This is a genomic window from Sulfitobacter sp., assembly GCF_039977885.1.
Lineage (GTDB): Bacteria > Pseudomonadota > Alphaproteobacteria > Rhodobacterales > Rhodobacteraceae > Sulfitobacter.
In genome coordinates this window covers 75,174-88,462 of sequence record NZ_JBDWCI010000016.1, presented here as the reverse complement: position 1 = coordinate 88,462, position 13,289 = coordinate 75,174, and the positions used below count along the sequence as shown (strand labels likewise).

At 59.8% G+C, this 13,289-nt stretch carries 11 protein-coding genes; 8 read left to right on the top strand and 3 right to left on the bottom strand.

Annotated elements, in window-relative coordinates:
• From ABJM03_RS11950 to folD, 8 genes are all read left to right on the top strand, one after another.
• Window positions 1-1,155, top strand: coding sequence for an energy transducer TonB (locus ABJM03_RS11950; RefSeq protein ID WP_348417770.1), 1,155 nt, complete (start codon window positions 1-3; stop codon window positions 1,153-1,155).
• Between the two features lie 175 nt (window positions 1,156-1,330).
• Window positions 1,331-2,641 carry a Tol-Pal system beta propeller repeat protein TolB gene (gene tolB / locus ABJM03_RS11945; protein ID WP_348417842.1) on the top strand — a complete coding sequence of 437 codons (1,311 nt, stop codon included), beginning with the start codon at window positions 1,331-1,333 and terminating at the stop codon, window positions 2,639-2,641.
• Between the two features lie 71 nt (window positions 2,642-2,712).
• The gene (gene pal, locus ABJM03_RS11940) at window positions 2,713-3,237 is read left to right on the top strand and encodes a peptidoglycan-associated lipoprotein Pal (protein ID WP_348417769.1); all 525 of its coding nucleotides are present in this window, start codon (window positions 2,713-2,715) and stop codon (window positions 3,235-3,237) included.
• Window positions 3,238-3,252: 15 nt separating this feature from the next.
• Window positions 3,253-4,074, top strand: coding sequence for a tetratricopeptide repeat protein (locus tag ABJM03_RS11935; protein ID WP_348417767.1), 822 nt, complete (start codon window positions 3,253-3,255; stop codon window positions 4,072-4,074).
• On the top strand, window positions 4,065-5,333 hold the full coding sequence (gene tilS / locus ABJM03_RS11930; protein ID WP_348417766.1) for a tRNA lysidine(34) synthetase TilS: 1,269 nt from the start codon (window positions 4,065-4,067) through the stop codon (window positions 5,331-5,333). Before ABJM03_RS11935 ends, tilS begins: the two co-directional genes overlap by 10 nt.
• Before the next feature lie 78 nt (window positions 5,334-5,411).
• Window positions 5,412-7,337, top strand: a complete 1,926-nt coding sequence (ftsH, locus tag ABJM03_RS11925; protein WP_348417764.1) for an ATP-dependent zinc metalloprotease FtsH — start codon at window positions 5,412-5,414, stop codon at window positions 7,335-7,337.
• Window positions 7,338-7,448: 111 nt separating this feature from the next.
• On the top strand, window positions 7,449-8,027 hold the full coding sequence (locus ABJM03_RS11920; RefSeq protein ID WP_348417762.1) for a sulfurase: 579 nt from the start codon (window positions 7,449-7,451) through the stop codon (window positions 8,025-8,027).
• A 243-nt stretch (window positions 8,028-8,270) separates the two neighbouring features.
• On the top strand, window positions 8,271-9,170 hold the full coding sequence (gene folD, locus ABJM03_RS11915) for a bifunctional methylenetetrahydrofolate dehydrogenase/methenyltetrahydrofolate cyclohydrolase FolD (protein WP_348417760.1): 900 nt from the start codon (window positions 8,271-8,273) through the stop codon (window positions 9,168-9,170).
• A gap of 86 nt (window positions 9,171-9,256) precedes the next feature.
• Here folD and pdeM read toward each other — a convergent pair whose 3' ends face one another.
• From pdeM to ABJM03_RS11900, 3 genes are all read right to left on the bottom strand, one after another.
• The gene (gene pdeM / locus ABJM03_RS11910) at window positions 9,257-9,919 is read right to left on the bottom strand and encodes a ligase-associated DNA damage response endonuclease PdeM (protein ID WP_348417758.1); all 663 of its coding nucleotides are present in this window, start codon (window positions 9,917-9,919) and stop codon (window positions 9,257-9,259) included.
• A 42-nt stretch (window positions 9,920-9,961) separates the two neighbouring features.
• Window positions 9,962-12,415, bottom strand: coding sequence for a ligase-associated DNA damage response DEXH box helicase (locus ABJM03_RS11905; RefSeq protein WP_348417756.1), 2,454 nt, complete (start codon window positions 12,413-12,415; stop codon window positions 9,962-9,964).
• Between the two features lie 92 nt (window positions 12,416-12,507).
• Complete coding sequence (locus ABJM03_RS11900; protein WP_348417755.1) at window positions 12,508-13,254, bottom strand: NAD(P)-binding domain-containing protein; 747 nt, start codon at window positions 13,252-13,254, stop codon at window positions 12,508-12,510.
• Between the last annotated feature and the right edge of the window lie 35 nt (window positions 13,255-13,289).

The following is a 13,289-nucleotide window of genomic DNA, read 5'->3' as shown; positions in this document are numbered from 1 at the left end:
ATGTCGCCTGCGCGCAAAACAGGGAATATTGTATCGGGGGTAGGGCATGCGGGCTTTATCTTCTGGATTCTATTTGGCGGGTTGTTCACCTCGCGGCCCGATCCGGTCGAGGTGCAGGAAGCTGCTGTGATTTCGGGGGCAGAGTATCAGGCATTGGTGGATGCCGCGCGCCAGCCGCAGGAGATCGCGCCAGAGCCAGTGCCCGCAGCACCTGAAGTCACAGCGGATGCGCCCGAGATTGATACCGGACCGCAGGAGGCTGCGGCACCTGAGCCTGTGAATGTGCCTGAACCGGCAGCGGAGCCGGTCGAGCAGCCAGTGCCGGATTTGGCCCCAGAGGTGTCTGAAGCCGCGCCAGAGCGTCCCGAGCCGCCCGCAGAGGTGACTGTTGAGGATGCGCCGGTGGATGATACCCCTGTAGAACGTCAAGCTGAAGTCATTGCACCGACCCCTGCGCCGGAGCCGACACCCGAGGCCGTACAAGAGCCCGAACCGCAAGAGGCGGTTATTCCGGAGGAGGCAGGCGAAACCGTCGAGCAACCCCGAGACGCGACACAAGCTCCGGAAGCGGCGGATAGGATTATCACCGAAGCGGCCCAGCCGCCGGCGGCGTCGCCGAACGAGTCGTTGCGCCCGCCCGCCCGCAGGCCGACGCCGCCTGTGCCAACACGAACAGCGCAAGCACCTGAGACCCCGGCGCCTGCACCCGCTACTGAACCGGCGAATGAAACACCGGTCGCACCCGCGCCAGAGGATACGGCAATTGCCGATGCGGCCACGCAGGCTGCTCTTGATGCGTTGGCAAGTTCGGCCCAGAACACGGTGCCGACAGGGCCGCCGTTGTCGTCGGGCGAAAAGGATGCGTTGCGAATTGCCGTGCAGAGCTGCTGGAATGTTGATCCGGGGGCGCGTTGGGCACAGACGACAGTGACTGTGGCGATGGATATGACGCAGGACGGTAAGGTGGTGCAATCCTCGCTGCGCATGATTGCCAGCGAAGGGGGCGATAGCTCAACCGCGAATGCGGCCTTTGGGGCGGCGCGCCGTGCGATTTTGCTATGCCAGAAGGATGGTTACCCGTTGCCTGCCGAGAAATACGGCCAATGGCAGCAGATCGAGATGACGTTTAACCCCGACCAGATGCGGATCAGATGACGAAGACAGTCAAAGGCCCGATAGGGCCAGAGGATGCGGTGTTTTTTGCCGCGAAACGGGCGGTTTTACGCTGTGGGAGATATCGCTACACTCTCCCCGTTGAGAAATCCGGCCAATGGCGAGATATTGAGTGGATGTTCGACCCTGAAAGGACGAATTCGAGATGAAGTTTTTGATGATTTGCGCAGCATTGCTTGGCGCGACCCTGACCGCTCCTGCGGCGATGGCCCAGCAAGGCCCGCTGCGTATTACGATTGAAGAGGGCATCATTCAGCCGCTGCCTTTTGCCGTCCCGAATTTTCAAGCCGAAACAGGCGAGGCAGGGCAATTGGCGGGTGATCTGGCGCGGGTTGTCGCCGCCGATCTGGAAGGCACTGGCGTCTTCCGCGAGATACCGAGTGCGGCGTTTATTTCGCAATATAATGATTTCAACGCGCCTGTTCAGTTTGCCGATTGGAAAGCCATCAATGCGCAGGCGCTGGTAACTGGTGCAGTTTCGGTCACCGGCAATTCTGTGAACGTGAAATTCCGTGTCTTTGACGTGGTGTCGGGTACCAATCTGGGCGATGGGCTGCAATTTTCCGGTACGGTGGATGGCTGGCGCCGCATGGCCCATAAGGTCGCCGATGAAGTCTATTCCCGCATCACGGGCGAGGGTGGCTATTTCGACAGCCGCGTTGTGTTCGTCTCTGAGACTGGTCCAAAGGATAACCGTCAGAAACGCCTGGCGATTATGGATTATGACGGTGCCAACGTCAGCTTTCTGACCGATAGCAGCGCCTTGGTGCTTGCACCGCGGTTCTCGCCAACAGGCGACCGCATTTTGTACACAAGCTATAGCACGGGTTTCCCACGGATTAATGTTCTGGATGTGGGCACTGTGCAGCAGCGGGTGTTGGAGAGTGGTCAGGGCACGATGAGCTTTGCGCCGCGGTTCTCGCCTTCTGGCCAGACGGTTGTTTTCTCGCTCACGCAGGGGGGGAATACCGATATTTACACGATGGACGTCAATTCAGGCCAATCTGTGCGTCTGACCAATACGCCCTCAATTGAAACCGCTCCAAGCTATAGCCCCGATGGAAGCCAGATTGTATTCGAGAGCGACCGCTCGGGATCGCCGCAGTTGTATATCATGTCTGCGGGTGGCGGTGAGGCGCGGCGCATTTCCTTTGGTGAGGGGCGTTATGGCACGCCGGTCTGGTCGCCGCGTGGCGATCTGGTGGCGTTTACCAAGCAGCATGCGGGGCGGTTCCACATCGGTGTGATGCGCACGGATGGCTCTGAGGAGCGTTTGCTCACGGCATCGTTTCTGGACGAAGGCCCCACATGGGCGCCCAATGGCCGCGTGATCATGTTTACGCGTGAAACCCAAGGCGAGGGCGGCGCGTCCTCGATCTATTCGGTGGATATTACCGGGCGTGTGTTGCGCAAGGTAAATACGCCTCAGGGTGGATCAGATCCGAGCTGGTCACCGCTACAGCAGTAACCCTTTCCCCACTGCGCCGCAGTGTGGTAGCGTGCCGTTAATAAATTAATATTCGATATGAGGTCGAACAGATGAAACTTATCCCCATGAGCCTACTGGTCGCAGCGGTTGCGCTGGCGGCATGTACAAACCCCAACCGTTTTGGCGATGATGCGCTGAGCAATCCGGTCAATCCGGTGCCGGGCCAACCGATCAACGGTGCAGGCCTTGGTGGGCCTAACGATCCTACATCGACCGCCTATTTCAACCAGACCGTTGGGGACCGCGTTCTGTTTCAGGTGGATCAATCCACATTGACCGCTGCGGGCCGTGCCACACTTGACGGGCAGGCGAACTGGTTGCTGACAAACTCTGACTATCAGGCCGTGATCGAAGGCCATGCAGACGAGCAGGGCACACGGGAATACAACCTTGCATTGGGTGCACGGCGGGCAAATTCGGCCCGCGAATATCTGCTGTCCAAAGGCGTGCCTGCCTCGCGTTTGCGGGTTGTCAGCTACGGTAAAGAGCGCCCGATCGAGATTTGCTCGTCCGAGGCCTGCTATGCCAAAAACCGCCGCGCGGTGACCGTGCTGGCCGGTGGTCAAACCAGCTAAACAAGGAGCGGCATGATGCGCTTTGCTTTCATCTTTGCCTGTGTTCTGGGCGCGGTGCCGATGGGTGCCGCAGCGCAGGACGCGCAAACACTGGCGGACATCCGGCAGGAGTTGGGTACGCTCAACACCGAGATGTCGCGGCTGACCCGTGAGCTGTCGACGACGGGTACGGGCGGTGTATCGACATTGCCTGCATCTGTGTTGGAGCGGGTAAGCGCGATGGAGAGCGAGCTGGCGCGTATGACGGCGAAGACGGAAGAGTTGGAGTTCCGCATCAACCGTATTGTCACCGATGGCACGCGGCGCATTGCGGATCTTGAATTCCGTCTGGTCGAGCTGGAAGGCGGGGATATTACCACGCTGGGCGAGACCACAACATTGGGCGGTGCGGATCAGCCTGTAGCGCCCGAACCGGCGCCGGCCCCAGCGCCGCAAACCACTTCAGGACAACTCGCCGTTGGCGAACAGTTAGACTTTGAGCGGGCGCAGGAGGCGCTCGCATCCGGTGACTTTCGCACCGCCGCAGACCAGCTTGCGACCTTCAATGAGACCTACCCGGGGTCTCCAATAGCGTCCCAGGTAGATTTGTTGCGCGGTGATGCGTTGCAGGGCCTTGGCGACACGCGAGAAGCGGCGCGCGCCTATCTTGCGAGCTTTGGCGCGACGCCCACGGGGACAACCGCGCCTGAGGCATTGTTCAAGCTGGGCGCGTCTTTGGGAACGCTTGGCCAGACCAATGAGGCCTGTGTGACCTTGGGTGAGGTTTCGGGCCGTTTCCCTGACAGTGCCTTTGCCGGACAAGCACAAGGAGAGCAGGCCAAACTCGGATGCGGCTAGATCCTGATTGGCTGGCGCAGCAGGGCGAAGATACCGCGCTGCTGGCCGCGATTGATACAGTTTTTGCCGATCCGCTGCCGCAGCGGGTCGGCATTGCTGTTTCTGGCGGGGGCGACAGCATGGCGTTGTTGCATCTGTTTTCCCGCTGGGCGGCACAAACGGGGCGCTCTATTGCGGCGGTGACTGTGGATCATGGCCTGCGGGCGCAAAGCCGCGCAGAGGCAGAAGGCGTAGCGGCCTATTGCGAGGCCAATGATATTGCGCATGATATTCTGACTTGGTCACGTCCTACCGGCACCGGAAATTTGCCAGCCGAGGCGCGTGCGGGGCGTTACGGGTTGATGGCGCAATGGGCGCAGGCACGCGGGGTTGAGTGCATCGCTTTGGGCCATACCGCAGATGACGGGGCCGAGAATTTTCTGATGCGTCTGGGCCGTGCGGCGGGGATCGAGGGGCTGTCGCAGATGCACCATCTGTTCGAGCGCGACGGCGTTCAATGGTGCAGACCCCTGTGGCAGCACAACCGATCGAGTTTGCGTCGCTATCTGCAACGTCACGGGGTCGCATGGGTCGAGGATCCCAGCAATGATGACCCTGCCTATCTGCGCACAAGGGTTCGCCAAGCGCTGCCTGTGTTGGCGGATATCGGCGTGGATGCGCAAAGCGTTCGCCATTCTGCGATGGCGTTAAGACAGGCACAAAGCGCGCTGGCCCATTACACCCGCCTTGAGGCGCGCAGGCATGTGACGCAGGCGGATGGCGATTTGTTGCTCCCACAACGCATCGAGCCGCCCATCCCTGCCGAGATCGAGCGGCGGCTGACGGTTGCGGCGTTGCAATGGGTGGGGGGCAGCGCCTATGCGCCGCGCCGGCAATTTTCCGGCATTCTGGGGCAAGAAATGGGCGCGCAGGACCGGCTGACTGTGGCAGGCTGTATCATCATGAAGCGAAAAGGTTATTTTCGTATCACGCGGGAATATAATGCGGTCAGGGATATCTGCAGCCCGACAGATCAAATTTGGGATTCGCGCTGGCGACTGCAGGGGCCCAATGCGCCGGATCTACAGGTGCGCGCCTTGGGCGAGGGGGTGGCGCGATTGCCTGACTGGCGCGCAACGGGCCTGCCGCGCCGCACATTGATGGCCTCTCCGGCTGTTTGGCGGGGCGAATGCCTGATCGCTGCCCCATTGGCGGAATACAATCCCGAATGGACGGTGCAGATCGTCGCAGACTTTGCCTCATTCCTGCTTTCGCATTGAACAAAGCGCCACAATCTCTATCTTAGGGGAGTGGCGCGGGGAGTCTCTGTGCGCCGGTTGGTATTCAGGAGAGTTTCCTTGGGCAATTTTCGCAATCTCGCATTCTGGGCTGTGTTGCTGATCCTTGTGTTTTCGTTGTTCAATTTGTTCAACGGCGGTACAGGCGGTTCGCTGCAAAATCGCGAGATAAGCTATTCAGATTTTGTGACATCCGTTGAAAACGGCAATGTCACCAACGTCACACTGGATGGGGAGCAGGTGCGTTTCCGTCAAAGTGACGGCAGTGATTCCGTCACCATCAAGCCAAGTGATGCCGAAGTCACCAAGCTGCTGACCGACAATAACGTGCCTTTCCGCGCGGAAAGCCAGCAGGAAAGCGGTTTGCAGACATTCCTTGTCTCGCTGCTTCCGATTTTGTTGCTGATCGGTGTGTGGATCTATTTCATGAACCGGATGCAGGGCGGCGGCAAAGGCGGCGCTATGGGGTTTGGCAAATCCAAAGCCAAGATGCTGACCGAAAAGCATGGCCGCGTTACATTTGATGATGTTGCGGGCATTGACGAGGCCAAGGAAGAGCTTGAAGAAATCGTAGAATTCCTGCGCAATCCGCAGAAGTTCTCGCGCTTGGGCGGCAAGATTCCAAAGGGCGCGTTGCTTGAGGGCCCTCCGGGGACAGGTAAGACACTGCTGGCGCGCGCGATTGCGGGCGAGGCCGGTGTGCCGTTCTTCACGATCTCCGGCTCCGACTTTGTCGAGATGTTTGTGGGTGTTGGCGCAAGCCGTGTCCGTGACATGTTCGAGCAAGCCAAAAAGAATGCGCCGTGCATCGTATTTATCGACGAAATAGACGCTGTAGGCCGGCACCGTGGTGCGGGCTATGGCGGCGGCAATGATGAGCGCGAGCAGACGCTCAACCAATTGCTGGTCGAGATGGACGGTTTTGAAGCCAATGAAGGTGTGATCATCATCGCGGCGACCAACCGTAAAGATGTGTTGGACCCTGCACTGCTGCGCCCTGGTCGTTTTGACCGTCAGGTGACAGTGGGCAATCCCGACATCAAGGGCCGCGAGAAGATTTTGGGCGTTCACGCCCGCAAGACACCTCTTGGTCCTGACGTTGATCTGCGCATCATCGCCCGCGGTACGCCCGGCTTCTCTGGTGCGGACCTTGCGAATCTTGTGAATGAGGCTGCGCTGACTGCTGCGCGTGTGGGCCGCCGTTTTGTTGCAATGCTCGATTTCGAATCTGCCAAAGACAAGATCATGATGGGTGCGGAGCGCCGTTCGATGGTTTTGACTGCGGATCAGAAGGAAAAGACAGCCTATCACGAAGCAGGTCACGCCATTGTCGGCATCAAGCTGCCGAAGTGTGATCCGGTCTATAAAGCCACGATCATTCCGCGCGGCGGTGCCTTGGGCATGGTGATGAGCTTGCCTGAAATGGACAAGCTGCAGATGTTCAAGGACGAGGCCGAAGAGCGGATTGCCATGACCATGGCAGGTAAAGCGGCGGAGATCTGGAAATACGGGGCTGACTCGGTTTCCTCGGGTCCGGTAGGCGACATCATGCAGGCCAGCGCGCTGGCCCGTGCGATGGTCATGCGGTACGGCATGTCCGACAAAGTCGGCAACATCGACTACCAAGAAGCGGCAGCCGGCTATCAGGCCAACGGCGGCGCGGGCGGGTTCAGCGTATCTGCAGCGACAAAAGAGCTGATCGAGAGTGAAGTAAAACGCATCATCGACGAAGGTTATGACCGCGCTTACAAAATGATCGATGATAACGCGGAAGAGTTCGAGCGTCTGGCCCAAGGTCTGTTGGAATATGAGACACTGACCGGCGACGAGATCAAACGCGTGATGGCGGGTAATCCCCCTACAGAACCCGATGATGACGCCGACAAGCCCGACAGTGGATCTGCTCCTAGCGTTACGGCAATTCCAAAGGCCAAGGGCAAGAAATCCCCGCCGAACGGCGGTATGGAGGCTGAACCTTCTGCCTGATCACAAATTGTGAAACGCAAAAGACAAAATTTGATTGGCCCTGCGTGATGCGGGGCCTTTTCTTTTTCATTCCGCTGGCTCAGGTTGCGGGCATACCCGAAGGAGGCCAGCATGGCAGAGCATAAACCCACCGATTACTACGCAACGATCACCTGGCTTGGCCGTGTGCCGCTTGAGCGCGCGAATATACGCTCGGAACCGATAGAGTCGGTGCAGGCTTCTTATGGCGGTTTTGAGGGTGACTTTCATGGCGGCGAAACACGGGAGTCCTGTGGGCGCGTCACCAGCCGCCATCCAAAGGGCACGCAGATACGTAACACGCGCCAGCTGTCGATCCTGTCGGTTGAGGAAATGACACAGATTGCACAGACCATCGGATTGGATACCCTTGATCCCGCACTACTTGGCGTGTCGATTTTAATTGAAGGCATTCCGGATTTCACCTTTGTGCCGCCAACGTCGAGATTGCAGGCAGAAAATGGCACCACCATTGTGATTGATGTGGAAAACGGCCCATGCCAATTTCCTGCCCGTCAGATCGAGACGGAAGCAGAAGGTCATGGCAAAGCATTCATCGCAGCGGCCCGTGGCAAGCGCGGCGTAACTGCATGGATCGAGAGGGAAGGAAAACTCACCGTTGGGGACAAGCTGCGCCTGCATGTGCCTGATCAACGGGCATGGGCTCCCTGAGGCTGGCTGTGCCTTAGGTGACAAGCTGTTCATGTTGGGCAATGGCTTTTGCCTGTGGCATCTAAGCACGACGCCGGTTTCTTAAACGAAACGCTGGATTCGCGCGCCACCGTATGGCGGCGAAAAAAGGTCGTAAACCGGTCTTGTGAAGGCGGCAGGGTGGCTTATTCATGCGTTCTGAATATGCGCAGGGGCATCGGCGGCGTGTTGGATGAATTTAAGTTTGAGCAAAGGAAAACCAGAATGACGGCCAAGACCATCGACGGAAAAGAGTTTGCATCGCATCTGCGGGCGCAGATCGCGGAATATGTGGCGCGCCTGAAAAATGATCATGGGATCACACCCGGTCTGGCAGTTGTTCTGGTTGGTGAGGACCCTGCAAGCGAGGTCTATGTCGCCGCCAAGCACAAGCAGACCGTCGAAGTCGGGATGGCGTCGTTCGAGCATAAGCTGCCTGCGGATGTTTCAGAGGAAGACCTGTTTGCGCTGATCGACCGATTGAACGCCGACCCGAGCGTGCATGGTATTTTGTGCCAGTTCCCCGTGCCTGATCATCTGGATGAGCGCGCGGTTGTGGCGCGTATTGATCCGGCAAAGGATGTGGATGGGCTGAGCGTGACCAATGCGGGGTTGCTGGCCAGTGGTGAGGAAGGGCTGGTGTCTTGTACGCCTTTGGGTTGTTTGATGCTGCTGCGTGACCAGCTTGGCAATATGTCGGGGATGGAGGCCGTGGTGATTGGGCGCTCTAACCTGTTCGGCAAGCCGATGGGGCAGCTGTTGCTGCGCGAGAACTGCACGGTGACAATCGCGCATTCGCGGACCAAGGATCTGGCCGAGGTGTGCCGCCGTGCGGATATCCTTGTGGCGGCTGTTGGCCGTGCCGAGATGGTCAAGGCCGAGTGGATCAAACCGGGTGCCACGGTAATTGACGTGGGCATTACCCGCATCCCTCATCCCGATAAACCGGGTAAAAGCAGGCTGTTGGGCGATGTTGATTTCGCGCAGGCGGTGACCGTCGCACAGGCGGTAACCCCGGTGCCGGGCGGTGTTGGGCCGATGACCATTGCCTGCTTGCTGGCCAATACGGTTACGGCCTGTTGCCGTGCGCATGATCTGCCAGCGCCCGAGGGTTTGACGGCCTAAACCGGCAAGCTGAAGCAACGCTCAAAATTCAAAACGCATCATGTTCTGCATGGTGCGTTTTCTTGTTTCAGGGACCAATCTGTTTTTCACCTCGGCATGGGGATTGCCGTGGGTGTGCCCCCTGTGAGGACGGCGATCGCCTCGGGGCGCATGAGTGCGCTCAATATAGGTGCCTGCGTCTGAAGGCCGCCCGTATAGGTGCCATATGCAGGCAGAATGATGCGGTTACTGTCGATCAGGAAAGCGGGGCGGGTGACGTTGCGCCCGCCAAGCGATAGGCTTGCTTTGGGGTGGTAGTGGCCCGATACCTCGCCGCTTGCACCGTCTTGGGCGATGTGACGAAAGGTGAGCGGGGCGAGAGGGAGCTCGGCCAGATGAGCACCGTCAAATCCGATGGGGCCGGGGTCATGGTTGCCTTCGATCCAGACCCAGCGACGGCCTGCTTGCAGGCGAAAAATCCACTGGCGCTCTTCTGAGGGCAGGGCGTGCGCCGCGTCCAGATCGTCAAAGCTGTCGCCCAGACAGATTACCGTACGCGCATGGCTTAGGGCCAGATCCGCGGCCAGACGGGTAAGCGTGTCGCGGGTGTCATAGGGGGGCAGAGATGCGCCGCCGCGGCGTGCGATCCGTTCGGACTTGCCCAGATGCAGATCGCTCACCACAAGCAGGTCCTGCTCTGGCCACCACAGCGCGCCCGAGCTCATCGCCACAAGCGGAGCGCCCGAAAGGGTAAAGTTATAACCGTTCATGACGGCGAATCTCTACCAGAAAAGGGCAGGCTGCAAGGGGCGTCACGACCCGATGCGCGGGGGCGGTTTATGCAACGGGGGTGGCGTGATCTGTGCGAGGCCGGAATTCTCCATCAGACGGCGCGCTTCTTCGGCCAGTAGACGTTCTTCGGCATTGCCTTTGACGGGTACGCGGCCCATTTCCATAAACAAGGGCGCAGCGAGCGGCGTCACGCGGTCGAGCGTTAGATGGTCGATCCGGCCACGGGTGCGGGTCAGCATTTCTTCGATGCGGCCAAAATCCACCAAGCCGCGCAGGGCTTCTTCGCGGGTGATATCAAGCAGCAGGTGATCAGGGTCGTATTTGCTGAGCGTGTCATAGAGAATATCCGAGCTGAAGGTGGCCTGCCGCCCCGATTTGCGCGCCGATGGCGCGTTCCGCTCAATCAGACCCGCGATAGTGGCGCAGGCGCGAAAGGTCCGCTTCATCACGGCGTTACCGGCCAGCCATGTCTCCATCCCGTTGTGTAACGCATCGGGGTCAAGCAGTGGTTCAGGGGCGATCACAGGATCAAGCCCCCAGATCAACGTGGCATAATCGGTTGCAACAAAACCCAGCGGGTTGAGGCCCAGCTCCTCCATCCGCTTGGTGAGCAGCAGGCCCAGCGTCTGTTGGCCATTGCGACCGGCAAAGCCGTAGACCACCGTTTGGGCACGGCCCTCATGGGGGAAGCTTTCGATCAACAAGCGACCCGGCTGTGGTAGCTGGCTGCGGTTGCGCTGCAGCATGAGCCATTCGGCTGTGTGCGCGGGTAAACCGGGCCAGCTGTCTTGGGTGAACATGCGCTGCACCCGCGCGCTAAGCTGGGTAGAGGTGGCGAATTTGGTACCGCCAAAGGTCGCGACTTTGGGCTTTTTGGCGCTGTTGCGCGAGACCTCGACGGTCATTTCGCGCAGGCCCTCATAGCGCACGATCTGGCCGCCGATCAGGAAGGTGTCGCCTTTGGTCAGCGTGGCGGCAAAGCCTTCCTCGATCTCGCCTAGGGGTTTTCCCCCGCGGCTGCGCTGCATGCGGACTTTGAGCGTGTCTGTGTCCTGAATGGTGCCGATGTTCATACGGATATTGCGGGCGGCGCGGGGATCGCGTAGCTGCCACAACCCGTCTGGACGCCGGACCAGACGTTTCCATTTGTCATAGGCGCGCAGTGCATAGCCGCCCGTGGCGCAAAAATCGAGGCAGGCGTCAAAATCTGTGCGGGTGAGGTCACTGTAGGCACCGGCGGATGTGATCTCGTTGTATAGAGTGTTTTCGTCGAACGGGCCTGCGCAGGCGGCAATCAGGATATGCTGGCACAATACATCGCGGGGGCCTGCGCCGCGCGGATCACCGTCCAGCTCTCCTTCCAGCACGGCTTCGAGCGCTGCGACACACTCGACCACTTCAAAGCGGTTGGCAGGCACCAGCAGCGCCTTGGAGGGGGCATTGTAGCGGTGGTTGGCGCGGCCGATCCGTTGCACCAGCCGTTTGACGTTTTTGGGCGCGCCGATCTGGATGACAAGATCCACATCGCCCCAGTCAATGCCAAGGTCCAAGCTTCCTGTGCAGACAATTGCCCGCAGCGCGCCGCGTACCATAGCGCCCTCGACGCGCGCGCGCTGTTCGCGGTCAAGGCTGCCGTGATGGATGCCGATAGGCAGGCTGTCTGTATTGGCAAGCCATAGTTTATGAAAGAAAATCTCGGCCTGTGCGCGGGTGTTATGGAAGATGAGCGTGGTGTTGTGCTGTTTGATCTGCTCCAGCACGGCGGGGATGGCATAGGCTGCGCCGCCTCCGGACCATGGGGGGGCTTCATCTGTGTGCAGCATCGCAATATCGGGTGCGGGGCCGGGATCGGCGGTGAGGATTTCACAAGGATCAGGGTGGCGCGCCATCAGATGGGCGATGGCGGCGGGGTTTTCGACCGTGGCGCTGAGGCCCACGCGCTTGAGCTCGGGACAAATGGCGTTGAGGCGCGCCAGTGCCAGCATCATCTGGTCGCCGCGTTTGGATTCCGCCAAGGCGTGGATTTCGTCGATCACCACCCGTTTGAGGCTGCCAAACATCCGCGGGGCGTCTTCATAGCTCAGCAGCAGCGCAAGGCTTTCCGGTGTGGTGAGCAAGATATGCGGTGGATCAACACGCTGGCGTTTGCGCAATGTGGTGCTGGTATCGCCTGTGCGCTCTTCTATGCGGACGTTGAGGCCCATTTCCTCTACCGGCGTGCGCAGATTGCGTTTGATGTCAGCAGCCAGTGCTTTGAGCGGGGAGATGTAGAGCGTGTGTATACCCTTGTGGTCGTGGCACGCCAGATCAACCAGCGTGGGGAGAAAGCCTGAAAGGGTTTTGCCGCCACCTGTGGGGGCAATGAGCAGCAATGCGGGGGAGCAGGCGCGATCCAGCATATGTTGCTGGTGCGGGTGGATGGACCAGCCTTTGGAGGTGAACCAGTTCCGGAATTGGGGGGGAAGTGCACGCATGGGGCGTAAGATAGCGCGCGGGGGTATGGGGGCCAGCCCCCATCGGCCTTTGGCCGATTCCCCCGGAGTATTTTTAGCTAGAAGAAATGGGGTTAGTTGCGGGGTGTGAGGTGGCGGATGGTGTTTTGCACGGCTTCGGGCAGGGAGGTATCGGCGTTCCGGGGGGCGGCATCGAGGGCGCTGGCGATGTCTTTTACGAGAATGGCGATGGTGTTGTCCGCGGCAAAGCCGTCGCGGGCGAATTCGATGCTGTTGAAGCCGGAGGCGAACCAGTTCTGGCCGGAGGAAGTGTGAATGAGATCGAGCAGGGCGCTACGGTCGAGATCGGTTTGATCGGCCCAGTCAAGGACGAGCCGTGTCATGGCGGTATTCGAGGCGGCAAGCAGGTTGTTGAGGACTTTGGCCTGCATCCCTGCGCCGTAGGGGCCCATGCGGTGCAGGTGTTTCCCCATGGCCTGAAACAGGGGGAGGGCCGCGTCGATATCCGCATCATCACCGCCGAGCATGAAGCTGAGCCGTGCTTCCTGAGCGGCGATCTGAGCTCCCGACATCGGGGCGTCGATGAGGGCGATATGGGAGGGGATGCGGGTGCGCAGGTCGCGGACGTAGCGGGGCGAGAGGGTGGAGCAGATAATGATGCGGATCAGGCTCGGGATGGCGGAGAGGTTTTGGTCGCCGAACAGGAGTGCTTCGGTCTGGTCGATGTCGCGGACCACGGTGATGAGCGTGTCGAGGTCTTCGCAGAAGACGGCAATGTCATCGGTGATATGGGCGGTGTCCATAGGAACAACATCATAGCCGCGCGCGGGAAGCCCTGCGGCGCGCAAGGCAGCGAGCATTGGGGCCCCATGCGGCCGCAGCCCGCGATACCTGT

What these genes read in the sequence shown, in the direction of transcription:
- ABJM03_RS11950 (WP_348417770.1), top strand. Translation starts at nt 1, where the DNA reads ATGTCGCCTGCGCGCAAAACAGGGAATATTGTATCGGGGGTAGGGCAT.
- tolB (WP_348417842.1), top strand. Translation starts at nt 1,331, where the DNA reads ATGATTTGCGCAGCATTGCTTGGCGCGACCCTGACCGCTCCTGCGGCG.
- pal (WP_348417769.1), top strand. Translation starts at nt 2,713, where the DNA reads ATGAAACTTATCCCCATGAGCCTACTGGTCGCAGCGGTTGCGCTGGCG.
- ABJM03_RS11935 (WP_348417767.1), top strand. Translation starts at nt 3,253, where the DNA reads ATGCGCTTTGCTTTCATCTTTGCCTGTGTTCTGGGCGCGGTGCCGATG.
- tilS (WP_348417766.1), top strand. Translation starts at nt 4,065, where the DNA reads ATGCGGCTAGATCCTGATTGGCTGGCGCAGCAGGGCGAAGATACCGCG.
- ABJM03_RS11920 (WP_348417762.1), top strand. Translation starts at nt 7,449, where the DNA reads ATGGCAGAGCATAAACCCACCGATTACTACGCAACGATCACCTGGCTT.
- folD (WP_348417760.1), top strand. Translation starts at nt 8,271, where the DNA reads ATGACGGCCAAGACCATCGACGGAAAAGAGTTTGCATCGCATCTGCGG.
- pdeM (WP_348417758.1), bottom strand. Translation starts at nt 9,919, where the DNA reads ATGAACGGTTATAACTTTACCCTTTCGGGCGCTCCGCTTGTGGCGATG.
- ABJM03_RS11905 (WP_348417756.1), bottom strand. Translation starts at nt 12,415, where the DNA reads ATGCGTGCACTTCCCCCCCAATTCCGGAACTGGTTCACCTCCAAAGGC.
- ABJM03_RS11900 (WP_348417755.1), bottom strand. Translation starts at nt 13,254, where the DNA reads ATGCTCGCTGCCTTGCGCGCCGCAGGGCTTCCCGCGCGCGGCTATGAT.